This window comes from Catenovulum maritimum (genome assembly GCF_001050375.1).
Taxonomy (GTDB): Bacteria; Pseudomonadota; Gammaproteobacteria; order Enterobacterales; family Alteromonadaceae; genus Catenovulum; species Catenovulum maritimum.
Window position 1 is genome coordinate 1 of the sequence record NZ_KQ130488.1, and the last position, 23,216, is coordinate 23,216.

Genomic DNA, 23,216 nt, shown 5'->3' on the forward strand with positions numbered 1-23,216 from the left:
TGTTCGATTAAAAAACAATCAAAAAAGTCTATTTTGGTACGTTTGTTCTAATTTTAGAGATAAAAAAAGCCTCATAAGAGGCTTCATAGATAAGGATTAAAACTACATCTGAAAGAGAGATTCCATCGATAAGCCTTCATGAGATAGAATATCTCTTAATCTTCTTAACGCTTCAACCTGAATTTGGCGTACACGCTCGCGCGTCAAACCAATTTCTTTGCCCACATCTTCTAGTGTAGAAGCTTCGTAACCTAACAAGCCAAAGCGTCTTGCTAATACTTCTCTTTGCTTGGCATTAAGTTCACTTAACCAATGTACAATATTATTTTTAATATCGTTGTCTTGAAGTGACTCTTCAGGTCCATCACTACGCTCATCAGATAAAATATCTAACAAGCCTTTTTCAGAGTCCCCACCGATTGGTGTGTCTACTGAACTAATTTTTTCATTTAAGCGAAGCATCTTACTAACTTCAGAAACTGGCTTATCTAGCTTTTCTGCAATTTCTTCAGCTGTAGGTTCATGATCTAATTTTTGGGCTAATTCTCTCGCGGTTCTTAAGTATACATTTAGTTCTTTCACTACATGTATAGGTAGGCGAATCGTTCTAGTTTGATTCATAATGGCACGTTCAATCGTTTGACGTATCCACCATGTAGCATATGTAGAGAATCTAAAACCGCGTTCAGGATCGAATTTCTCAACAGCTCTGATTAAACCTAAGTTACCTTCTTCTATTAAGTCTAATAAAGCTAGTCCGCGATTGTTGTAACGTCGAGCAATTTTTACAACTAATCTTAAGTTGCTTTCGATCATACGCTTTCTTGAAGCTTCACAACCTTTCAATGCCTTTCTTGCAAAAAAGACTTCTTCTTCAGCAGACAATAAAGGCGAAAAACCGATTTCACTTAAGTATATTTGAGTGGCATCTAACGTTTTTGTGACTTCTTCGGCTGCGAATACTTCTTCCATCGCAGCTTCTTTTTCAATATCTTCAACCGAGGCATCAACACTAACTTCAGACTCTTCAACAAACTCTTGGTTTTTACTAGTATTTACTTGGCTCATATATTGTCTCCCATTAACAACATTAGAATTTCTCGTTCCCACTATAATCAACCTAGAATGTTTCAACCTGCTTATTATTTAGGAAGAAACTTTTCAGGATTAACTGTATTTCCTTTAAACCGAATCTCGAATCTCAATTTAACGGTATCACTTTCTGAATTTCCCATTTCAGCAATTTTTTGCCCAACGTGAATCCATTGTAATTCTTTAACCAGTATGCGTTTGTTATGAGCATAAGCGCTTAAATAGTCATCGGAGTGTTTTATTATTATTAAATTCCCGTAACCACGAAGTGCATTACCAGCATAAACGACTTTACCTGAGTTAGCAGCCAAGATTGGTGTACCTTCTTTAGCTGATATCTCTAACCCTTTATTACCTAAGTCTTTATTTGAAAATCGAGCAATAATTTTGCCTTCAGCTGGCCATTGCCAATTTTTAATATTAAATGTAGAAGTGTTATTTTTATTATTGTTAATTTCTGTAACAACTTGTTTACCTTGATTAACAACATACTCCTCTTGCTTTTTATGTTCAACTATTTTTTTAGTTAATTTCGTAGTTTTTTTATTGGATTTCTTACCTCTATTTTTATTACCAATCACCAAATTCAATTTTTGACCGGGATAGATATTTGAAGATAACGAAATCCCATTCATTTGCGCTAATTTCCGATAATCCACACCCGCTCTGAAAGCTATGCTATATAAGGTGTCGCCCTTTTGAACGATATACTGACTGGAATTCAATGATTTAGGTTTGTAATCATGAATGGTGTTACCCCGGTACACTGAGGTAACAGGGGCTGGACCTGTTCTTTTAGCACAGGCAGTTAGAAATAAAGAACTAATTAAAATAAGGTTAAGAACTTTTTGCTCTTTTGCCATTATTATTTAGCTCCTTTTATAATAACGAAAAATATTCTATGGCTACTTTTTAAGTAACTCGGCTAATTTTTCAGTGGAAACGACAAGCATTAAACCTAGTAAACTGAAAATACATACTGATATAAACAAACTATCATTGCCTGTAATTTGTATATAACTATCAGGTAGCACATTTTGCTGTACAATTGGAATTTCTTCCCCATGCCTATTTACTGTTGTTTGAATAACTTGTTTCCACGGCCATGTCACATTAAGCGAGCCAACTAAAAATCCAGTCAGAACAGCTACAGTTACTGAGTAGTATTTAGCTAATAACCAGTGTAGAAATTTTGAAAATACGAGTAGGCCTGTAAAGCAACCTGCGCCAAAACTAGCTAATGACACTATATCAAAGTCATTTATCGCATTTAAAAACACAGGATATAGGCCGACAAGTAAAAGGATAAAGCTTCCTGATATGCCAGGCAATATCATCGCGCATATAGCCACGAAACCACCAAGAAACAAAATCCACCAATCTCCAGCCAATTGTCCTGGGGATGATATGGATATCGCATAAACGAGTGAAGCACCGATCAACAAGCCAAGCCATTCCTTTACCCTAAAACTTGGGTTTGATTTGTATAGTAAATAGATTGAAGCAAGGATTAACCCTGAAAAAAAGCCCCATACTTGCAAAGGGTGTGATTCAAGTGCAACCATGATCAATGCAGCGAAGGTTTTTAAGCTAATTAAAATACCACCAAAAACAGCGACTAAAAACCAACCATTAATGTGCTGCCAAAACGGATTAAATCCTTGCTTAATTAAGATAGATAACGCTGAAGGGCCTAAATTTTTAAGTGAACCAAGTAACTCATCGTAGATTCCAGTAATAAATGCTATCGTTCCACCAGAAACGCCAGGAACAACATCAGCCGCCCCCATAGCCATACCTTTGGCAGTTAACAATGCATAGTCTTTAGCACTTCTTATTTTTTTTTGCATAAATTACTCTATGTCACCTGCAACCAATGGTACAAATTTAACATTCGCTACATCAGATATTTGAAAATCATCACCACTGCGTTTGATCACTTTTAATACCTGATCTTCGACACCCACTGGAATAACCATAATGCCGTTATCTGCAATTTGCGCCAATAGTTTTTGAGGTACAGATGCAGCTGCCGCTGTGACTATAATGGCATCAAAAGGCGCTTTACTTGCCCACCCTTTCCAACCATCACCGTGTTTTAAACTGATATTATGTAAATCTAGTTGACGTAAAACACGTCTTGCTTGAAATTGTAATGACGAAATTCGTTCAACAGAAAAAACCTTATCGACAAGCTGAGCTAATACGGCCGTTTGATAACCGCAACCCGTACCTATTTCTAGCACATTCGAAAGTTCAGGATGATGATCTAAAACGATTTCTGTCATTCTGGCTACAATTGCAGGTTGAGAGATAGTTTGCCCTTTGCCAATTGGCAAAGCTGTATTTTCATAAGCTTTATGGGCTAAAGCTGGTTGAATAAAAGCATGTCTTGGTACTCTTGATACAGCTTCTAGTACTTGTTGATTTTTGATTCCTTCTTGAATCAAGATTTGAGTTAAACGCTCACCACTGCGAGCGAAATTTAGACCAATAGACATATTATTTTTATAACACCACTATAGAAATTTAATTATTAATATTTAATCAGAACATAGAAGATACGAAATTCGATGATATGGTATCAAATTTTCATCTCTGTAAACCAGCTATCCAGTAAATTTATACTCTCTTTTGCTGTCATATCCACACTAATGGGAGTAACGGACACATATCCTTGAGTAATTGCATAAAAATCAGTGCCTGCGGAAGCATCCTTTATTTCTCCCACTGGCCCATACCAATATATCTCTCGGCCATGTTGGTCTTTTGATTTAACCATAGTCTCGGCTTGATGACGACGACCACATCTTGTAGCAGCTATCCCTTGAATCTCATTTTTGGGTAAAGCTGGTATATTGATATTTAGAATTTGATCATTTGGGATAGGATGACTTTCTATTTGTTCCAATATAGAAGCTATGATAGTTGCAGCGTAAAAAAAATCCTGACTATCATAATCAGCTAAAGAAGCCGCAATTGCAGGTAATCCCATATATCTGCCTTCTGTTGCAGCCGCCACAGTACCAGAATAAATAACATCATCACCTAAATTAGGTCCATGATTAATACCTGAAATAACTATATCAGGTTTTTCATGCATTAACTGGTTAATACCGATATGGACACAATCGGTTGGCGTACCGTTAACGGAATAAAATCCATTGTCCAATTGCTTAACCCTTAAGGGATTGACTAGGGTTAAACTATTACTCGCCCCGCTGCAATTTCGGTCAGGCGCAATAACTGTGACTTGATGCGCTTTTGACAACACTTCATACAGCGTTTTTAGCCCAATTGCATCTACGCCATCATCATTGCTTAATAAAATTCTCAACTAGGCTTCCTTGTCACATCTTGATATTGCACAACTTCTCTTAACACTGAGGTTGCAAAACTACCAGCTGATAACACAAATGATAAAACCAAGGCCTGATTATCTTGTTTGTCTATCAACTCCCAAGATAAATCTTCGACAGGTAACTGTAAAGATCTTCTGTCTTGCTTTAAACCTGCCTCTACCAAACCATCAGCTATAACTTTATTCACTTCAATTACTTCTTGTTCTAGCTGTAAGATTTGACCCTGTGTTATGCTTTCGCCTTCACCAAACATTAACCCACTCAATAAAATATCGCCTGAGTTAAAACGCTGAATAATTGCATCATCAATCTCTTCTGCAACAAAGAATGAATTAGAGCCAGATAACATAAAAGCATCGCCTAAAGTTGGCTGAAATAAATTACGCTCAATTCGTTTGTTTAAAACTTGGTTAAAAATTTCTGAACGAGCTGCAGATAAAAACATGCCACGTAGCTTTCTATCGAAAACTTTTTTCTCTCCAGTAAACATTTTAATGGCTGAATCGACATTATCTCCATCACGGCCAAATCTTTGTTCACCAAAATAATTAGCAACACCTAAATTCGCAATTGAAGTAAGACGGCTTTCTACTGAGTTAAGATCGCCACTATTTAGCTGAATTTTAATCTTAAACTTATTTTTTTTATGTGTACCAATTTTTAATTTTTTGCTATGGCGGCCACATCGTAAAATTTTACAAGTCTCTAAACTTAAGATTGGATCTGCTTTTTTGATTGGCCAAGGCAAGCAAATCCATTGACGAGTAATCGCATATTTATCTTTCATGCCTGAATAGCCAATTTTTTTGGCCTGAACACCCGTTTTACGGGCGAACTCTTTAATTACAGCGTTAGTTGTTTGGCCTTCTTTTTCAATCCAGTACCAAATATGCTCTCCTTGCCCATCTAATTCAAAGCCAAGTACTTCTTCGACTTGGAAATCCTGATTAGCATTACGTATGCTGCCTTGTAATTCAGGCTTGCCGTGGATGTAAGCTAAATCCATTATGCTTTATCCAATAAAACAACTGAATGAACGGCAATGCCTTCTTTACGGCCGGCATAACCTAATTTCTCGGTCGTAGTCGCTTTTACATTAATTTGATCAATCTCTGATTGAAAATCTTGTGCTAAAATGGCTCTCATATTTTGAATATGCGGTGCCATTTTAGGCGCTTGCGCGATAATAGTGACATCTAAATTGCCTAGTTTATAACCTTTTTCTGTCATTAACTTGAGGACATGACGTAACAAAATCCGGCTATCTATATTTTCAAAATCGGCACTGGTATCGGGGAAGTGATTGCCGATATCACCTAAAGCCAGTGCGCCTAAAACCGCATCACATATTGCATGAATAGCGACATCGCCGTCAGAATGTGCAATGAAACCAAACTCATGCTCTATCGATACCCCAGCTAGAATAATAGGTCCATTACCACCAAATTTATGTACATCAAAGCCATGGCCAATTCTAATATTCATTGATTACTCTTTATTACTTTCAATTGATTTTTGTAAAAAAAATTCAGCCAAAGCTAAATCATCGGGTCGAGTAACCTTTATATTGCAGTTATTACTCTCAACTAACAATACAGGTTTACCGATATACTCCATAGCAGAGGCTTCGTCTGTTATTTCTGCCTGATTTGCTAAGCCTTTTGATATAGCTTGTTTTAACTCTAGCAATTTAAACATTTGTGGTGTGTATGCATGCCACATACCTTTTCGCTGTTCCGTTTTCGAAATATTTAAATTGCCATCATCGCGTTTCATAGTATCAGCAACTGGAGACGCTAAAATCCCGCCCCGCTCTAATTTAATACATTGGCTGATTAAATTATTTATATCCGCAGTTAATACGCACGGCCGAGCGGCATCATGAACCAATACCCATGTATTTGCACTAGCTTCTATAGCGTTAAGTCCAGCTAAAACCGAGTCTGCTCTTTCTTGTCCACCTTCAACTAAAGTAATTACATCAGAATAAGGTTTAATTATATCTGCGATGTAAGGATCTGATTTGGATGCTGCAACTACAATACGGCTGATTTGTTTTACACTGATTAACTTTAAAATAGTATGTTCTAAAATCGTTTTACCTAATATTTTTAAATATTGTTTAGGTAAATTAGCGCCCATTCGACGACCGACGCCAGCTGCAGGAATAACTGCAATAATATTTTGTGTTGTCACTTTATTTACTATCTGTTGGTGCTATTCGGTAAAAGGTTTCATTACTTTTAATTAAACCTAATTCATTTCTGGCTCTTTCTTCTATCGCTTCTAAGCCTGATTTTAAATCTTGGATATCTGCCATCATGACTTTATTTCGCGTTGCTAACTGTTCATTTTCTTTATTCAATTTTGTAACTTTATCACTCATTTTCAAATGTTCTGGATAAGCATTTTCACCAAACCAAAGCCGGTATTGAAGACTGATAAAAATAATGATTAGTCCTAAACGAAATAATTTCATAATTAATGTGCTAGCAGCATAGGCTTATTTAAATTGGTCCAATTAATCACTGTGGTTAGTAATAATTCTCGCAATGTTAATGTTCTTGGAAATGTAGTATCAGTTCCGATCCACTGATGCCCACATGCCGCAGCAGTCATCACTTCCCTCGTTGCTTTGTATATGGCCTTATGCGGTTTAGGGGTATCAGATAATTGTTGGCCATCAAACGTAAACCAACCATGTTCGTTAAGTCGAATCCGACCCTCTTTAATCAAATCAATACAGTCTAAGCGAAAATGACAATGGCCATGTTCAATAATAACGACAGGCACGATCAAGCCTACTTGGGCATAATCAGTTAACCATTTTTGATTCATTTCTATAGTGATTTTTTCGGTCGGAGATTTACGTTTTTGTTTGGCCGACCAAGTGCCGTTCTGAGTATCGAGCGATAGTGGATTTTCTAAAGATAATAATGATTCAGCAGCGCGTTTAATATAAAAAGGCAGGCTATTAAGTCGTTTTTTTAGCATGTCCGGCTTGTAATCACAGGCCGTTAATAAACGCAATTCTCGCTCATAAAAAACGTTACACAGTTGAGCATAAGACAAAAGTCTTGAGCTATCATTGGCAAAATCTTGTTGCTCTAGCATTTATTATTATTTGGCTTTAGCCATACTCCAGATATAAAAAAGGTGCTTTAATTGGTCGATATATTTAAATATCTCAATTAAAACACCATATTTACCAGATTATGCGCGACAATCAAGTTTTCGCTAAGAAAACTTGATATATGGTCGCAGGTTCAGCAATTAAGCTTGACCTTTAATCTCTTTACGACCGTTGAAAACAGCTTTATCACCTAAAACTTCTTCAATACGTAATAACTGGTTGTATTTAGCTACACGGTCAGAACGGCTCATAGAACCAGTTTTGATTTGACCAGCAGCAGTACCAACAGCTAAGTCAGCAATTGTTGCATCTTCAGTTTCACCTGAACGATGAGAAATTACAGCAGTGAAACCAGCGTCTTTAGCTAATTTGATTGCTTCTAAAGTCTCAGTTAATGAACCGATTTGGTTGAACTTGATTAAGATAGAGTTACCTATGCTTTGCTCAATACCACGCTTAAGGATCTTAGTATTAGTTACGAATAAATCATCACCAACTAATTGAACTTTATCACCTAATTTATCAGTTAATAATTTCCAACCATCCCAGTCACTTTCGTCTAAACCATCTTCGATAGAAACGATTGGGTATTGTGCAGATAAATCAGCTAAGTAATCACCGAATTCAGCTGAAGTAAATGATTTGTTGTCACCTTTAAGGTTGTATTTACCGTCTGCGTAGAATTCAGAAGCAGCACAATCTAATGCTAAAGTTACTTCTTCGTTCATTTTGTAGCCAGCTTTTTCAACAGCTTCAACGATAACTGCTAATGCTTCTGCATTTGATTTAAGATCTGGTGCAAAACCACCCTCATCACCAACTGCTGTGTTATAACCTTTAGAAGCTAAAACTTTTTTCAAGTTATGGAAAATTTCAGCACCCATTTGGATAGCTTGTTTGAACGTTTTAGCGCCAACAGGTTGAACCATAAATTCTTGGATATCAACGTTGTTGTCTGCATGCTCACCACCATTGATGATGTTCATCATAGGTAAAGGCATGCTGAATTGACCAGATGTGCCATTTAAGTCAGCAATGTGCTCGTATAAAGCAACGCCTTTTTCTGCTGCAGCTGCTTTAGCAACCGCTAAAGAAACCGCTAAAATTGCATTTGCGCCTAATTTGTCTTTATTTTCTGTACCATCTAAATCGATCATGATTTGATCGATTTCAGCTTGTGCTAATGCATTTTTGCCTGCTAATGCAGGTGCAATTAAATCATTTACGTTAGCAACAGCTTTTAAAACACCCTTACCTAAGAAACGTGCTTTATCACCATCACGTAATTCTAAAGCTTCACGAGTACCAGTTGAAGCACCAGATGGTGCTGCTGCACGGCCAAATGCACCGCTTTCTAAAGTTACGTCAGCTTCGATAGTTGGGTTGCCGCGTGAATCTATGATTTCACGAGCATGAATTTTAGCGATAGATGCCATGTGTGGTTCGTCCTCTTAATATATAAGTTGCGATTATTTCGCTGTTTTAATATCTATATTTATTTTAAATCAATTACTTTTGACAAGCATGTGCAGCTGCTACAAAACCTTTAAATAAGGCGTGGCCATCACGTGGTGTCGAAGTAAATTCTGGGTGGAATTGAGCTGCTACAAACCAAGGATGATTTGGTAACTCAATCATTTCTACTAATTTTTTATCTGAAGATAAGCCAGAGAAAACTAATCCAGCAGCTTCTAATTGAGCAATATAGTTGTCGTTTACTTCATATCTATGACGATGACGCTCATAAATTTCAGTTGAGCCATAAGCCTCTTCTGCTCGAGTACCCGCTTTAATATGACAAAGCTGACTGCCTAAGCGCATAGTGCCGCCTAAATCAGATTGATTTGTTCTAACTTCGACATCACCTTCAGCATTTTTCCATTCTGTAATTAACCCAACAACTGGATGTGGTGTTTCAGAATCAAATTCTGTGCTGTTTGCATTTTCTAAACCGGCAACATTTCGAGCAAACTCAATAAGTGCCATTTGCATACCTAAACAGATACCTAAATAAGGTACATTTTTTTCACGTGCATATTGTGCCGCAAGCATTTTACCGCTTGTGCCACGCTCACCAAAACCGCCAGGTACTAAAATAGCATCTAAATTAGCTAGCATTTCAGTGCCTTTAGATTCTAAGTCTTGCGAATCTATATAAACGATATTAACCGTTAAACGATTTTTAAGGCCTGCATGTTTAAGAGCTTCATTAACTGATTTATAAGCATCAGCAAGTTCGACATATTTACCAACCATACCGATTGATACTTCGCCATTTGGATTAGACTCTTCATATAATACCTGTTCCCATTCAGTTAGATCCGCTTCTGGGCAATCTAAATGGAAACGACGAGTCACTAATTCATCTAAACCTTGAGATTTTAATAACGCAGGGATGCGATAAATACTATCAACATCTTTAAGCGCAATAACAGCTTTTTCTTCTACGTTTGTGAATAAAGATATTTTCTTGCGCTCGTTTGCTGGAATTGAATTCTCTGAGCGACAAACCAAAATATCTGGTTGAATACCAATTGAACGTAGTTCTTTAACTGAGTGTTGAGTAGGCTTAGTTTTGACTTCGCCAGAAGCACGCATATAAGGCACAAGCGTTAAATGCATGTACATTGCATTTTCACGTCCAAGCTCTGTGCCTAACTGACGAATTGCCTCTAAGAAAGGTTGAGATTCAATATCACCAACTGTGCCGCCGATCTCTACAAATGCAATGTCACTGCCTTTTGCACCATCAATCACTCTTTGTTTGATTTCGTTCGTTATATGAGGAATGACTTGAATCGTTGCACCTAAATAGTCACCACGTCGTTCACGTGCAATAACATCTTGGTATACACGACCTTGAGTAAAGTTATTACTTTTAGTCATTTTGGTACGAATAAATCTTTCGTAATGACCTAAATCAAGATCGGTTTCGGCGCCATCTTCTGTAACGAAAACTTCACCGTGCTGAATCGGGCTCATAGTGCCTGGGTCAACGTTAATATATGGATCAAGCTTTAAAATAGTCACTTTAAGACCACGAGCTTCCAAAATAGCAGCTAAAGAAGCCGCAGCAATCCCTTTACCAAGTGAAGAAACAACCCCACCCGTTACAAATATATATTTAGTCGTCATGCGAACCCTGAAAAAAAGAAAAAAATAGACACTACAGACGGGGCGACATTATAGCAGACTGAGAAGCCACAAAACAAATGTAGAGTGATAGAATTATCATAAAAATAAATTATGCTAATCATCTAGTGCAGGTTATTTGTTAAAACGCTTACCCTTTACGATGTTTTGCCGACTTTTATGTAACACAATTTATACAAATTAAATTTAAACCCAGCTATTCCCTGTATTAAATTTGTCTACAATCACCTAAATTAATTAATTTAAAAATAATTGAAAATAATGCTTTTTTTTTTTCAAAAAACTGTTTTAATTCGCAAAAAATAAGCAAGCTTAATTACTGCTTATTATTTTTTAGTTTGCTAGTACCATAAAGTATTGAAGCAGCAAACAACAATGTCTTTTTTTTGTTTTGATTAATGAAAGAATAGATAGCCCAAATTGTTTTAGCCAAACTCAAAATCTCGGTCTAAAACAGCTCCTAAGCTAACTTTCTTTAGGAGTTTTTATGAACCAAGATTTCATTTGGATTTGCCTACTTATTATCGCCAGCGCATTCTTTGCAATCGCAGAGATTTCTCTTGCTGCTGCTCGTCAAATTAAACTTAACGTTTTAGTTGACGAAGGTAATCAACAAGCAAAATTAGTGCTTGCATTACAAGCAAACTCAGGTGCTTTCATTGCCGCAATTCAAATTGCTTTAAATGCAATTGCTATCCTTGGCGGTATTATTGGTGAAGCCGCATTTACGCCTATGATTAAGGAACTCATTGCGTACTTTTATCAAGGCGATTTTTTACATCCAATTAGCTTTACTTTATCTTTCTTTTTCGTCACCAGTTTATTCATTTTATTTGCCGATTTAATTCCAAAACGGATTGGCATGGCATTGCCTGAAACAATCGCACTTAAAGTCGCTAAACCTATGATGTTTTGCGTCACTATACTTAAACCTTTTGTGGTTTTATTTGATGGGCTATCCAATTTAATTATGAAGCTATGCCGGCTTCCTACTGAAAGAGTCGATATTGTCACAGCACAAGATATAGTCGCCATGATGGATGCAGGTGCTGCTAGTGGTTCTATTCAAAGCCATGAATACGAAATGATAGGTAATGTATTTGAGCTAGAAAACCGAAGCTTAATGTCGGTTATGACAGTTAGAGATGACATTATTTATTTTGATGATCAGGATACAAGCCAAGATATCAGCGCAAAAATTATTAACCATCCGCATAATTTTTATCTTATGTGTGACAATAATTTAGATCAAATTGTCGGTATTGTAGAGTCTAAAGCATTACTAAAAAAAGTATTAGCTGGCTATCAAGCTGAAATCACGCCAGACATGATAGAAAAGGATGTGTTTTTTTTACCTGATTCACTTAGTTTATCTGAAGCGCTTGAGGCTTTTAAACACCATACGCAACCAGTCGCGATTGTACTTAACGAATACTCATTGGTCGTCGGCTTAGTAACAATTAAAGACGTTATCAATGTCGTAGTTGATGGCTTTAACGGTCAAATGACTGAACAATTGATTCTAAAAAGAGACGCAAATTCATGGTTAATGGATGGTAGCGCTGCAATTATTGATGTGTCTCGAGTCTTAGATGTCGCTGAAATGTCTGATCCAGAAAATTATGAAACTTTATCTGGATTCATCATGCATAAATTAAAAAAACTACCACAATTAACCGATAGTGTTCTATTTTCTAACTATCGATTTGAAGTCGTCGACATGGATAAACTGAGAATCAGTAAATTACTTGTCACAAAAATAACGAATACTTAATTAAATAACCCTAACTTAATCTTTATAAAAGGAATAATGCCAATGAAATTTCGCTTTCCAATCGTCGTCATTGATGAAGATTTCAGAGCAGAAAATATATCCGGTTCTAGTATCCGAGATCTTGCTGAATCTATCGGTAACGAAGGTATGGAAGTTATCGGCTTTACCAGTTACGTCGATTTAACTGCATTTGCACAGCAAGCTAGTAGAGCTTCTTGCTTTATCGTTTCAATTGACGATGAAGAATTTGGCGATGGTTCAACTGAAGCAGTTGAAAATGCCATTGCGCCATTACGTGCATTTATCAGAGCGGTGCGTAACCGAAATGCTGATATTCCGATTTTTTTATATGGCGAAACTAAAACCTCGCAACACATTCCAAATGACGTACTGAGAGAACTACATGGCTTTATTCATATGTTTGAGGATACGCCAGAGTTTGTTGCAAAGCATATTATTAGAGAAGCTAAAAAATATTTAGATTCATTAGCACCGCCGTTTTTTAATGCGTTAATGGATTATGCAAGTGATAGCTCTTACTCTTGGCATTGTCCTGGACACTCTGGTGGCGTCGCATTTTTAAAAAGCCCAGTTGGACAAATGTTTCACCAATTTTTTGGTGAAAATATGTTACGTGCGGATGTTTGTAATTCAGTAGATGAACTTGGGCAATTACTTGATCACACAGGTCCTGTCGCTGCAAGCGAACAGAATGCGGCTCGCATATTTAATAGCGACCATCTATTTTTTGTGACGAATGGTACATCAACGTCTAATAAAATCGTTTGGCATTCAACTGTTGCCCCTGGAGATATAGTGGTGGTTGATCGTAACTGCCATAAATCTATTTTACATTCGATCATCATGACAGGTGCTATTCCAGTATTTTTAATGCCAACACGAAATCATTACGGCATCATAGGCCCAATTCCTAAATCGGAATTTAGTCCTGAGTCGATTCAAAAGAAAATCGAAGCGAATCCATTTGCACGTAATGCTAAAAACAAAAAACCAAGGATTTTAACCATCACTCAAAGTACTTATGATGGCATCCTTTATAATGTTGAAGAAATTAAAGATATCTTAGGTAACACTATAGATACGTTACATTTTGACGAAGCTTGGTTACCACATGCCACCTTCCATGATTTTTACAAAAATATGCATGCTATAGGTACTGATAGACCGAGATCTGATGACACTTTAGTGTTTTCAACTCAATCAACACATAAGTTGCTTGCTGGCTTGTCACAAGCATCACAAATTTTGGTACAAAATGGTAATAATCGTAAATTAGATACACATAGATTTAATGAATCATACTTAATGCATTCATCTACTAGCCCGCAATACTCTATTATTGCCTCATGCGATGTCGCAGCCGCAATGATGGAAGCCCCTGGTGGTAGAGCCTTGGTAGAAGAATCCTTGCTAGAAGCAATGGATTTTCGTCGTGCGATGCGTAAAGTTGATGACGAATTTGGGGACGACGATTGGTGGTTTAAAGTTTGGGGACCAGACACAATTGCAGAGGAAGGTGTTGGTGAGCGCGAAGACTGGGTAATCCGCCAAGGTGATAACTGGCATGATTTTGGTGATATTGAGACTGGTTTCAACATGCTTGATCCAATCAAAGCAACCATAATCACCCCAGGACTCAATGTGAAAGGTGATTTTGACGACACAGGCATACCTGCGGCGATTGTCAGCAAGTATCTTGCAGAGCATGGCATCATCATTGAAAAAACCGGTCTATATTCATTCTTTATCATGTTTACTATCGGCATTACCAAAGGCCGTTGGAACTCCATGGTGACAGAGTTACAGCAGTTTAAAGATGACTACGACCAAAATTTACCTTTATGGCGAGTGTTACCTGAGTTTGTGAGCAAACATAAACAATATGAAAGAGTTGGTTTAAGAGATTTATGTCAAAGCATTCATTCTATGTATAAAAAATACAATGTCGCAAAAATTACGACTGATATGTATTTGTCTAACATAGAGCCAGCTATGACACCAGCGGATGCTTGGGCGAAAATGGCGCATAGAGAAATTGAGCGAGTTTCAATTGATGAGATAGAAGGCAGAATCACTGCAATGTTAGTTACGCCTTATCCTCCAGGTATACCATTAATGGTACCGGGAGAGCGATTCAACAAAACCATTATTAGCTACTTACAGTTTGCCCGTGATTTTAATTCTGAATTTCCTGGGTTTGAAACTGACGTGCATGGTTTAGTAAAAGAAACAATAAATGGCGTTGAAGGTTATTATATTGATGTTGTAAAAGATTAATCTAACCTAGTTTTGAGAATCATAGCAGGCGGATAGCCATGTCCCCTGCTTTATCTTTAACCAGCCTAAAGCTGACCCAATCAACATAAAAGATCACCAATAAAAAAGTTAGATAAAACTTAACTTAAGCTATTCATTTCCTTTATAGTTCACCCACCTTAATTTAAAGTAAACGAACAGAAGCTTTCTTTATGCACTCTACTTACTCCATTTTACTCTTGTGTTTTTGCATTCCATCTCAGGTGCTCGCCAGTTTATCCACGCAGCAAACTGAGCAAGAAACACCCACCAATATAGACAACCAAGTGAAAATGAACAAACTAGAACTTGATCACATTTCTATAACCGCGCAAAGACAGCCAATTGTCAGCTCAAAACTGATAGGTAACAGTCATCTGATCACCAATAGACAAATCAATCAAATATCCGCTCAGCATTTAAATCAACTATTTAATCAATCAGCAGGAACTTGGTTAAGCCGCGGCAATGGTCAAGAGTCCTTACTCGCGATTCGATCGCCTGTATTTACTGGAACAGGCAGCTGCGGTGAATTTTTAACCGCAGAAAATGGTGTACCACTAAGAGCAAAAGGCTTTTGTAATGTAAACCAAACTTTTGATTATCATTACTTCAATGCAAGTAATATCGAAGTGATCAAAGGCACGCACTCTGCTCGATATGGCGCAAATGCGCTACATGGTTTAATTAATTTATCCAGTCCATTAATTGGCATAAATGAAGTAGCAAATCAAGCTAGCCTAATAATTGGGCCTAACCAATATGCCAACTTAAAAATACACAATACTAAAATGCTTGATTATGCCAATGAGTATGCTGTCGGGTTAAGTCTTAAACACGACGGTGGATACCAAGAGAGCTCAGGCTATAAAGAATTAAAATTAAATGCGCAATTTGCTACTCAAGGTGAACAATTCAAAGTTACCCACATAGCCAGTATTAATTATTTAGATCAACAAACGGCTGGTTATCTGCAAGCAGGTAAAAATGCGTATCAAGATAGAAGCATCACAAAGCAAAATGACCATCCTCAGGCTTTTCGTAAAGCGAAAGCCCTGCGCTACCAAGCGAAAATAGAAGCACAAACTGATCACTATGCATGGACATTAACACCTTATTTAAGAGCTAATGATATGTCCTTTTTAATGCATTTTTTACCTGGTACGCCGGTTGAAGAAAATGGACATTCTAGTATTGGCTTTTCTGGTCAGTTCACCAATTTAGATCAAACTAACAGCAGTTGGCTGATTGGTTTAGACACTGAATACACGCAAGGCTACTTAAAACAAACGCAAGCCAATCAAACTAATACAAGCTCAAATTTTCTAAATAGCATCTTACCTAAAGGTAAGCATTATGATTACCAAGTCAACAGTCTAAACCAAGCTATTTACGCTCAGCTCAGTTACCCTATTACAACTAATACCGTCATAAACAGCGCGATACGCTATGACCAAATTAGTTATGATTATGATAACCAGATGAACTCAGGCAATACGCAAGAAAATGGCGAAAATTGTCAGATCGCCAACTGTCGTTATACCCGCCCAGCAGATAGAAAAGATACATTTCAGCATGTTTCTTACAACTTAGAGCTAGGGTATCAATTTAACTCAAACTTATTTGGTTATGCTAAATTTGATCATGGATTCAGAGCGCCGCACAATACCGAATTGTACAAATTGCAAAATGGCCAGTTAAAACCAGATATTACAGATCAAACAATAGACACACTCGAAACTGGGATACATTTCTTATCTGACAAATACCGCTTAGATGTCAGCTTATATACAGCCAAAAAATCCAATGTGATTTTTTTCGACAGTAATAGAAACTATGTTAATCATGCTAAAACTGAACATGAAGGCATAGAAGTAGAAAGTAGTATTGAAGTATCGCCATCCTTTAGTATCCAAGCTAACTTTAGCTGGGCTAAACATAGGTATGCCAATGACATCAATCAAACGGATCTCGACGGCAATGAATCCTTAGCTGATTTAACCGATAATGATATAGATACGGCACCTAGGTTTATGGCAGGAATAAACCTAGACTGGCAACTAACTGAAAACTTAAAAACGCAGTTAGCAACCAAGCATTTATCCAACTATTACCTTGACCCAGAAAATCAACATGAATATTCAGGGCACACGATATTTGATTTAATGACTGCTTATCAAATCAATTCAAATATCGAGTTGAAACTCAATATATTCAATTTATTGGATAAAACTTATGCGGAAAGGGCTGACTTTGCATTTGGCCAATACAGATATTTTGTTGGCAGACCGAGAGAAGTATTTATCGGTGTTAGTTATTGGCCTGATTGAAGCAATAAGTGATACAGCTAAACTAGCTTAAAATATCTAAAAAGAAGACGAATTACTCGTCTTCTTCAATTTCTTCATCAAAGTGAATAAGCTCAGGCGATAATACGATACCTGTTGAATCTGCGTAGATATAATCTTCAGGCAAAAAAGTAACGCTTGCAAAATTAACCGCGACATCTAATTCACCAATATTTTCATCTTCAGCACCTACCGGAATAGCAGAGATAGCTTGTATACCAATTTCAACGTCTTCAAGTTCATCGACATCTCTCACTGCGCCATAACAAATAATGCCTTCCCAGTTATTTGCTTCGGCTAATTCTGCAAGCTCAGCGTCAATTAGAGCTCGGCGTTTAGAGCCACCACCATCAATCAAAAGGACTAAACCAGCACCATCTTGCTCTAATACTGAACGAATTAAACCATTATGTTCAAAGCATTTAATGGTTTTTATACAACCTGAAAAGGATGAAATTCCACCATAAGAGAGAAATATAGGCTCAGCAACATCTACTAAGTCAGTATAAGTGTCGCATATATAAGAGGTCGAAAATTCCATAGCCAAAGGCTCCATATAAATAAACTATCTTGATTATACCCAGACAGTATTAAATTTATAGTGGGAATATGACAATTTAAGGTTGAGTTAAAGTGCAGAACTATTCAGTCTAAGGTATCATTGCGATAAATCTGTCATAAAAAATTATAATAGTGAGTCAACTGCAAATGATTGACATAAAGTTGTTAAACCTATTTATCATGGTTTTAACTTGCTTTATCACCTTAGGTTGTGAACAAAAGTCTAATGATACGCTTAAAAGCGGTTTGATATATTGTTCAGAAGGAAGTCCTGAAAATTTTAATCCCCAAACAACCACATCTTCCATCACAATAGATGCAAGTGGTCGGCAAATTTATGACAGGTTGTTGGAGTTAAACCCCATCACGCATGAAATAGTCCCATCCCTTGCTAAAAATTGGACAAGCAATCCTGAAGGCACAGTTTATAACTTTTTTTTACGCGATGACGTTAGCTTTCATAATACACAATATTTTACGCCAAACAGAAATTTAAACTCGGATGATATTATATTTAGTTTTAATCGCTGGCGGGTTAAGTCGCACCCTTTTCATGACGTTGCTGACAGTTATCCGTACATGCAAACTCAGCAACTCAATTTATTAATTGAAGATATAATTAGGATATCAGATCATCAAATACAAATTAGACTTGTACAGCCATCGAATAGCTTTATCGAGCAATTAGCAACAGATTATATGGTAATACTCTCTGCTGAATACGGTGCTCAATTAAGTTTAAAAGAAGAAAAACAACTAATAGATACTCAACCTGTAGGCACAGGCCCCTTTAAATTCCAAGAGTACATAAAAGACCAATACATTAGGTTTAAAGTGCATGAAAATTATTGGGGGGATAAGCCTAAATTATCTCAACTAGTCTATGACATTACGCCACAAAGCTCGACTAGATTAGCCAAATTATTAAGCGCAGAATGTGATGTCATTAGCTATCCTACTGCAAGTGAAATGCTCATTTTGCAAGACAAAGACGGGATAAATGTTCAATCTAAAACACCTGAAAATACTTCATATTGGGCATTTAATACGCTTAAGCCACCATTTGATCAAAAAATCGTCCGTCAAGCATTAGCACTAGCAATAGACAAACAGCAAATTTACAAAACCATCTATTACGGCACTGCTTTCCCGGCAGACTCCCTACTACCTCCAAGCTCTTGGGCTTATAACAATAAATTGACACAATATGAATATGACCCAGTTAAAGCCAAAGAGCTACTGATTCAAGCAGGAATAAAATCAGGGTTTGAAATGGAAATTTGGGCGCCAAACATTGAAAGAGCCTATAACCCCAATGCGATAAAAATGGCCGAGGTCATTAAAGCCAATTTAGCCTTGGTTGGTATATCTGTCACAATAATAGATTTTGAATGGACGGCACTTCGTAAAAAATTATCAATGAATGAACACGATAGCGTTTTATTTGGTTGGAATGCTGATATGTCTGACCCTGATAATTATTTAAGGCCGGTACTCAGTTGCTCTGCTGCAATAATTGGTATTAATAGAGCAGCGTGGTGCGAACCTAAATTTGATGAACTACTCGTAAACGCAGAATTATCAGATTCATTAGAAAAACGTAAAGCTTATCTCATCCAAGCCCAAGAAGTTTTAAATACGGAGCTGCCACTTTTTCCAATTGCTCATTCACTTAGCTTTATTGCAAAGCAAGATAATATCCACAATGTTAGATTTGAAGCTTTCTCTGCTATATCTTTTAAATATGCGGAGAAGAATTAATGTTTGTTTATTTAATCAGACGACTCAATTTACTCATTACCACACTATTTTTAATTAGTTTATTTTCTTTTTCGCTCGGCCATTTTTTCCCGGGCGACCCTGTTATCAATTTTAGCGGTCAGCAAAGTTTAGACTACGATGAATATGAAGCCTTAAGTCAAACTTTAGGCATGAATCAATCCTACTTTGAGCAGTACATTATTTATCTAAGGCGTATTTTAGATGGCGACTTAGGGTTATCTTTCTCGACTCAAACGCCATTAATAGATGATGTTATTCGCGTTATGCCAGCCTCAATTGAGTTAAGCTTTTACGCCTTGCTCTTAACTCTGGTTTTAGGCTTACCACTTGGCTTATGGGCTGGTATTAAGCAGCATAAGTTAGTCGACAAGATTATTTTTACCTTAGCGACTATGGCTAACTCTGTACCTATATTCTGGTCAGGTTTAATATTTATTTTGATTTTTTCATTGAATAACCAAATTTTCCCTATGTCTGGCAGATTAAATCTTTTATATGAAGTGCCGAGCCAAACTGGTTTTCTACTAATGGATATTTTTTTAGCTGACATGCCTAATAAACTTGCCGTTTATCAAGATGCATTAACACATTTAGTACTTCCTACTTTAACCCTAGCGATTCTACCAACGACCTTGTTAATTGGTATGATGAGAAGTTCAGTCGTTAACGTTATGCGATCTCCTTACATTAAAGCTGCATTAACCAAAGGGCTAAGCACAAGAGAGCTCATTTCAAGGCATGTTTTTAGAAATGCAATAGTACCTATCATTCCTCAGTTTTCTCTGCTATTCAATATATTAATGACAAGTACTATGATAACTGAAATTATATTTTCTTGGCCCGGTATTGGCCACTGGCTCATAGAGGCGATATACCAAAGAGATTACCCGGCAATACAAGCAACCTTATTGTTAGTTGCTTCAATTATGATCATGATTACCGTCGTGCTGGATATACTTCATATGTTAGTCAACCCTCTAGCGAGACAAACATTACATGCAAAATAACCAAATCTATAAAGAAGTTCAGTATCCTGGACCATACCAAATAGCTTGGTCTAGATTCAAATCAGACCATATTTCTTGGGTAAGTTTTTGTTTAGTCGCAACTTTTATTTTTGTTGCGGTTTTTGCCCCTGTTATTGCGCCTTATTCACCATACGCTCAGCATAATGAAAACATTTTGCATCCCCCATCTTGGCAAACCGCAGGTAATGTTTATTTTTTACTCGGTACAGATGATTTAGGCAGAGATGTTTTTTCTCGTTTATTACATGGTACACAAGTTACTTTCGGCATTAGTTTAATTGTCGCTCTAGTCGCTATGTTAGTCGGCTGTGCATTAGGCGCTATGGCAGGTATGAGTCGTGGATTACGTGCGAGCTTTTTCAATCATTTGTTAGATACGATTTTATCTATCCCATCTTTACTACTTGCTATTATCATAGTAGCGATTTTAGGACCCGGATTAGAGAATACAATTTGGGCTGTATTTTCCGTATTAATTCCACAATTTGTGCACAGAACCCGGATTGCAATTAAGATTGAGTTAGAAAAAGAGTATGTCACAGCAGCTCGTTTAGATGGTGCCAGTGATTTTCATATTTTAACTAACACTATCTTGCCAAATATTATAGAAACTATCATTTTACAATACAGTTTAGCAGTTTCGGCAGCTATGCTAGATATAGCTGCGTTAGGCTTCTTAGGCTTAGGTGCTCAACATGGTTCGCCCGAATGGGGCGCTATGCTAGCCGATAGTATAGACTTAATTTATCGTGCTTCTTGGCTAGCTACACTGCCTGGAATCACTATGTTCATCTGCTTACTGTCGGTGCATACCATGGGGCATGGCATACGTAACACACTTAAGCAAAGGAGTGAATAATGTTACTTGATGTCAGAAATTTAACCGTACAATTAAAAACCGAAAGTTTAGATGTCAGCGCGATAGATAAAATGAGCCTATCTATGAGGGATGGTTCAATCCATGCGTTAGTCGGCGAAACCGGCTCAGGTAAATCATTATTTGCTCGAGCATTAACCGGCACCCTATCAGATAAATGGCATGTAAAAGCAGATCGCTTCTTTTGGCAAGGTGAAGATTTATTAAGAAAATCGGAAGAGCAAAGACGACAAATCATCAGCAAAGACATTGCTATGATTTTTCAAGAACCAAAATTAAGTTTAGACCCGACAGCACGAATCGGTGAACAAATAGAAGAAGTCATACCAAAATCAGATTTTACCGGTTCATTCTGGACTAGAAGACAAGAGCGCAAAACCCTAGTCAATAAGCTATTGCTAAAAGTTGGCATTAAACATTACGACTTCTGTTCTAACAGTTATGCTCATGAACTTTCTGAAGGCCTTTGCCAAAAAGTGAACATAGCTATGGCTATTGTACGTCATCCAAAATTGCTTATTGCTGATGAGCCCACCGATGCGATGGAAAGTACAACCAAAATTCAAATTTTACGCCTGCTGCAAAAACTAAATGAAAGTAAAGATATGTCGGTGTTACTAATCACGCATGATTTAGAGTCTGTGGTGCAATATGCAGATGAAATGACCCTACTCTACAACGGCCAATCAGTAGAATCGGGTTCGGTAAAAAGATTACTTAAAAGACCTTTTCATCCTTACACCGAGACCTTATTTAAAAGCATCCCAAAATTTAACACTGAAATAGCGCCAAAATCACGATTAGAGACATTAAAAGGTTCCACCCCACCACTTCAACATCTTCCTATCGGATGTCGACTTGGCCCTCGTTGCCCAAGAGCGCAAAAAGAATGTGTTGTAACGCCTAAAAGTGTTAAGTATAAAGGCCAAGTGTTTAGCTGCCATTACCCGATTAATATGGAGTCTTAAGTGCTTTTAGAAGTTAACGAATTATCTAAAGAATATAAGCAAAGCGTTTTACCTTGGAAAACCAAAAAGACGACAGCACTACACAAAGTTAGCTTTTCTTTAGACCATTACCAAACCTTAGCCATTTTAGGGGAAACAGGCTCGGGCAAATCTACGCTCGCTAAGCTCCTAGCTGGCGCAGAAAAACCCTCATCAGGTCAAATCCTGTTAAACGGTAATCCAATAGAAAATACCTCAGCTAAAGAAAGATGTCGGCAAATTAGAATGATTTTCCAAGATCCGGCGACTTCCCTAAATCCGAATCTATCAATTGGTAAAATACTAGACGAGCCTTTAAAGCTAAACACCAATTTAAATCAAGCTGAACGACAAGAAAAAATAGAAAAAATTCTCAATCGCGTTGGTTTATTATCAGATTATGTTTGGCATTACCCGCATATGCTTTCAAATGGACAAAAACAGCGTATTGCCTTAGCTAGAGCACTTATGCTAGATCCTAAAATTATCGTTGCTGATAAACCTTTTGCCGCAATGGATCCATCCACTCGTTCGCAAATGGTTAATTTATTTATGGAATTACAGCAAACTTTTGGCCTTGCCTATATCTTCGTTTCTCATAACCTCAACATAGTGAAGCACATCAGCGACTATGTTTTTGTGATGCACAACGGTATGGTAGTTGAACAAGGAAAAACCTCAGAAGTATTAACAAATCCAAGACATGTGCTGACAAAAAAATTACTATATTCACAGCAGATGTTGAAATCTAAAAATATTATATAAACCTAAATCTGCTAGCTAATTAGCTAGCACAGGATATAC

General features: G+C 37.1%; 21 protein-coding genes. 8 read left to right on the forward strand and 13 right to left on the reverse strand.

Going from position 1 to position 23,216, the window contains the following annotated elements; genetic code table 11:
• Positions 1 to 102 precede the first annotated feature (102 nt).
• The 12 genes from rpoS to XM47_RS08505 all read right to left on the reverse strand — a co-directional run bounded on the left by rpoS (position 103) and on the right by XM47_RS08505 (position 10,722).
• Positions 103 to 1,068, reverse strand: a complete 966-nt coding sequence (gene rpoS, locus XM47_RS08450; RefSeq protein ID WP_048691609.1) for an RNA polymerase sigma factor RpoS — start codon at positions 1,066 to 1,068, stop codon at positions 103 to 105.
• Positions 1,069 to 1,142: 74 nt separating this feature from the next.
• Entirely contained in the window at positions 1,143 to 1,955 is an 813-nt protein-coding gene (locus XM47_RS08455) for a peptidoglycan DD-metalloendopeptidase family protein (protein ID WP_048691611.1), read from the reverse strand.
• Positions 1,956 to 1,997: 42 nt separating this feature from the next.
• On the reverse strand, positions 1,998 to 2,942 hold the full coding sequence (locus XM47_RS08460) for a DUF368 domain-containing protein (protein WP_048691613.1): 945 nt from the start codon (positions 2,940 to 2,942) through the stop codon (positions 1,998 to 2,000).
• Positions 2,943 to 2,945: 3 nt separating this feature from the next.
• Positions 2,946 to 3,593 carry a protein-L-isoaspartate(D-aspartate) O-methyltransferase gene (locus XM47_RS08465; protein WP_048691615.1) on the reverse strand — a complete coding sequence of 216 codons (648 nt, stop codon included), beginning with the start codon at positions 3,591 to 3,593 and terminating at the stop codon, positions 2,946 to 2,948.
• Positions 3,594 to 3,676: 83 nt separating this feature from the next.
• Positions 3,677 to 4,429 (reverse strand): 5'/3'-nucleotidase SurE, encoded by a 753-nt coding sequence (surE, locus tag XM47_RS08470; RefSeq protein WP_048691617.1) that lies wholly within the window; start codon positions 4,427 to 4,429, stop codon positions 3,677 to 3,679.
• Positions 4,426 to 5,460, reverse strand: coding sequence for a tRNA pseudouridine(13) synthase TruD (truD, locus tag XM47_RS08475; RefSeq protein ID WP_048691619.1), 1,035 nt, complete (start codon positions 5,458 to 5,460; stop codon positions 4,426 to 4,428). The genes surE and truD overlap by 4 nt, the downstream gene beginning before the upstream one ends.
• Complete coding sequence (gene ispF / locus XM47_RS08480; protein ID WP_048691886.1) at positions 5,460 to 5,933, reverse strand: 2-C-methyl-D-erythritol 2,4-cyclodiphosphate synthase; 474 nt, start codon at positions 5,931 to 5,933, stop codon at positions 5,460 to 5,462. Before ispF ends, truD begins: the two co-directional genes overlap by 1 nt.
• A 9-nt stretch (positions 5,934 to 5,942) precedes the next feature.
• Entirely contained in the window at positions 5,943 to 6,650 is a 708-nt protein-coding gene (gene ispD, locus XM47_RS08485) for a 2-C-methyl-D-erythritol 4-phosphate cytidylyltransferase (RefSeq protein ID WP_281175808.1), read from the reverse strand.
• A 1-nt stretch (position 6,651) separates the two neighbouring features.
• On the reverse strand, positions 6,652 to 6,933 hold the full coding sequence (ftsB, locus tag XM47_RS08490; protein ID WP_048691623.1) for a cell division protein FtsB: 282 nt from the start codon (positions 6,931 to 6,933) through the stop codon (positions 6,652 to 6,654).
• A 2-nt stretch (positions 6,934 to 6,935) separates the two neighbouring features.
• Positions 6,936 to 7,568 carry a hypothetical protein gene (locus XM47_RS08495; RefSeq protein ID WP_048691624.1) on the reverse strand — a complete coding sequence of 211 codons (633 nt, stop codon included), beginning with the start codon at positions 7,566 to 7,568 and terminating at the stop codon, positions 6,936 to 6,938.
• A 159-nt stretch (positions 7,569 to 7,727) separates the two neighbouring features.
• Positions 7,728 to 9,023, reverse strand: coding sequence for a phosphopyruvate hydratase (gene eno, locus XM47_RS08500; RefSeq protein WP_048691626.1), 1,296 nt, complete (start codon positions 9,021 to 9,023; stop codon positions 7,728 to 7,730).
• 73 nt (positions 9,024 to 9,096) lie between these two features.
• Entirely contained in the window at positions 9,097 to 10,722 is a 1,626-nt protein-coding gene (locus tag XM47_RS08505) for a CTP synthase (protein ID WP_048691627.1), read from the reverse strand.
• A 505-nt stretch (positions 10,723 to 11,227) separates the two neighbouring features.
• On the opposite strand from XM47_RS08505, the gene paeA reads away from it, so the two are divergent.
• The 3 genes from paeA (at position 11,228) to XM47_RS08520 (ending at position 17,160) form a co-directional block, all read left to right on the forward strand.
• Positions 11,228 to 12,514 (forward strand): polyamine export protein PaeA, encoded by a 1,287-nt coding sequence (gene paeA / locus XM47_RS08510; protein ID WP_048691629.1) that lies wholly within the window; start codon positions 11,228 to 11,230, stop codon positions 12,512 to 12,514.
• Positions 12,515 to 12,556: 42 nt separating this feature from the next.
• Complete coding sequence (locus tag XM47_RS08515) at positions 12,557 to 14,812, forward strand: arginine/lysine/ornithine decarboxylase (protein WP_048691631.1); 2,256 nt, start codon at positions 12,557 to 12,559, stop codon at positions 14,810 to 14,812.
• Between the two features lie 191 nt (positions 14,813 to 15,003).
• Positions 15,004 to 17,160 (forward strand): TonB-dependent receptor, encoded by a 2,157-nt coding sequence (locus XM47_RS08520; protein ID WP_078061870.1) that lies wholly within the window; start codon positions 15,004 to 15,006, stop codon positions 17,158 to 17,160.
• 52 nt (positions 17,161 to 17,212) lie between these two features.
• Here the strand turns inward: XM47_RS08520 and rraA are convergent, their stop codons facing one another.
• Positions 17,213 to 17,719 carry a ribonuclease E activity regulator RraA gene (gene rraA, locus XM47_RS08525; RefSeq protein WP_048691888.1) on the reverse strand — a complete coding sequence of 169 codons (507 nt, stop codon included), beginning with the start codon at positions 17,717 to 17,719 and terminating at the stop codon, positions 17,213 to 17,215.
• 167 nt (positions 17,720 to 17,886) lie between these two features.
• Here rraA and XM47_RS08530 point away from each other — a divergent pair, with 167 nt between their 5' ends.
• Genes XM47_RS08530 through XM47_RS08550 form a run of 5 tightly spaced genes read left to right on the forward strand, consistent with a single transcriptional unit; the run spans position 17,887 to position 23,177 of the window.
• Positions 17,887 to 19,500 carry an ABC transporter substrate-binding protein gene (locus tag XM47_RS08530; RefSeq protein WP_048691890.1) on the forward strand — a complete coding sequence of 538 codons (1,614 nt, stop codon included), beginning with the start codon at positions 17,887 to 17,889 and terminating at the stop codon, positions 19,498 to 19,500.
• On the forward strand, positions 19,500 to 20,528 hold the full coding sequence (locus XM47_RS08535) for an ABC transporter permease subunit (RefSeq protein ID WP_048691635.1): 1,029 nt from the start codon (positions 19,500 to 19,502) through the stop codon (positions 20,526 to 20,528). The genes XM47_RS08530 and XM47_RS08535 overlap by 1 nt, the downstream gene beginning before the upstream one ends.
• The gene (locus tag XM47_RS08540; protein ID WP_048691636.1) at positions 20,518 to 21,408 is read left to right on the forward strand and encodes an ABC transporter permease subunit; all 891 of its coding nucleotides are present in this window, start codon (positions 20,518 to 20,520) and stop codon (positions 21,406 to 21,408) included. Before XM47_RS08535 ends, XM47_RS08540 begins: the two co-directional genes overlap by 11 nt.
• Positions 21,405 to 22,394 (forward strand): oligopeptide/dipeptide ABC transporter ATP-binding protein, encoded by a 990-nt coding sequence (locus XM47_RS08545; RefSeq protein WP_048691638.1) that lies wholly within the window; start codon positions 21,405 to 21,407, stop codon positions 22,392 to 22,394. The genes XM47_RS08540 and XM47_RS08545 overlap by 4 nt, the downstream gene beginning before the upstream one ends.
• Positions 22,395 to 23,177, forward strand: coding sequence for a peptide ABC transporter ATP-binding protein (locus XM47_RS08550; protein ID WP_048691640.1), 783 nt, complete (start codon positions 22,395 to 22,397; stop codon positions 23,175 to 23,177). It begins immediately after the preceding gene.
• Positions 23,178 to 23,216 lie beyond the last annotated feature (39 nt).

What these genes read in the sequence shown, in the direction of transcription:
- rraA (WP_048691888.1), bottom strand. Translation starts at nt 17,719, where the DNA reads ATGGAATTTTCGACCTCTTATATATGCGACACTTATACTGACTTAGTA.
- XM47_RS08505 (WP_048691627.1), bottom strand. Translation starts at nt 10,722, where the DNA reads ATGACGACTAAATATATATTTGTAACGGGTGGGGTTGTTTCTTCACTT.
- XM47_RS08495 (WP_048691624.1), bottom strand. Translation starts at nt 7,568, where the DNA reads ATGCTAGAGCAACAAGATTTTGCCAATGATAGCTCAAGACTTTTGTCT.
- XM47_RS08540 (WP_048691636.1), top strand. Translation starts at nt 20,518, where the DNA reads ATGCAAAATAACCAAATCTATAAAGAAGTTCAGTATCCTGGACCATAC.
- XM47_RS08515 (WP_048691631.1), top strand. Translation starts at nt 12,557, where the DNA reads ATGAAATTTCGCTTTCCAATCGTCGTCATTGATGAAGATTTCAGAGCA.
- paeA (WP_048691629.1), top strand. Translation starts at nt 11,228, where the DNA reads ATGAACCAAGATTTCATTTGGATTTGCCTACTTATTATCGCCAGCGCA.
- XM47_RS08460 (WP_048691613.1), bottom strand. Translation starts at nt 2,942, where the DNA reads ATGCAAAAAAAAATAAGAAGTGCTAAAGACTATGCATTGTTAACTGCC.
- XM47_RS08535 (WP_048691635.1), top strand. Translation starts at nt 19,500, where the DNA reads ATGTTTGTTTATTTAATCAGACGACTCAATTTACTCATTACCACACTA.
- XM47_RS08530 (WP_048691890.1), top strand. Translation starts at nt 17,887, where the DNA reads ATGATTGACATAAAGTTGTTAAACCTATTTATCATGGTTTTAACTTGC.
- truD (WP_048691619.1), bottom strand. Translation starts at nt 5,460, where the DNA reads ATGGATTTAGCTTACATCCACGGCAAGCCTGAATTACAAGGCAGCATA.
- XM47_RS08465 (WP_048691615.1), bottom strand. Translation starts at nt 3,593, where the DNA reads ATGTCTATTGGTCTAAATTTCGCTCGCAGTGGTGAGCGTTTAACTCAA.
- XM47_RS08455 (WP_048691611.1), bottom strand. Translation starts at nt 1,955, where the DNA reads ATGGCAAAAGAGCAAAAAGTTCTTAACCTTATTTTAATTAGTTCTTTA.
- ftsB (WP_048691623.1), bottom strand. Translation starts at nt 6,933, where the DNA reads ATGAAATTATTTCGTTTAGGACTAATCATTATTTTTATCAGTCTTCAA.
- eno (WP_048691626.1), bottom strand. Translation starts at nt 9,023, where the DNA reads ATGGCATCTATCGCTAAAATTCATGCTCGTGAAATCATAGATTCACGC.
- XM47_RS08520 (WP_078061870.1), top strand. Translation starts at nt 15,004, where the DNA reads ATGCACTCTACTTACTCCATTTTACTCTTGTGTTTTTGCATTCCATCT.
- rpoS (WP_048691609.1), bottom strand. Translation starts at nt 1,068, where the DNA reads ATGAGCCAAGTAAATACTAGTAAAAACCAAGAGTTTGTTGAAGAGTCT.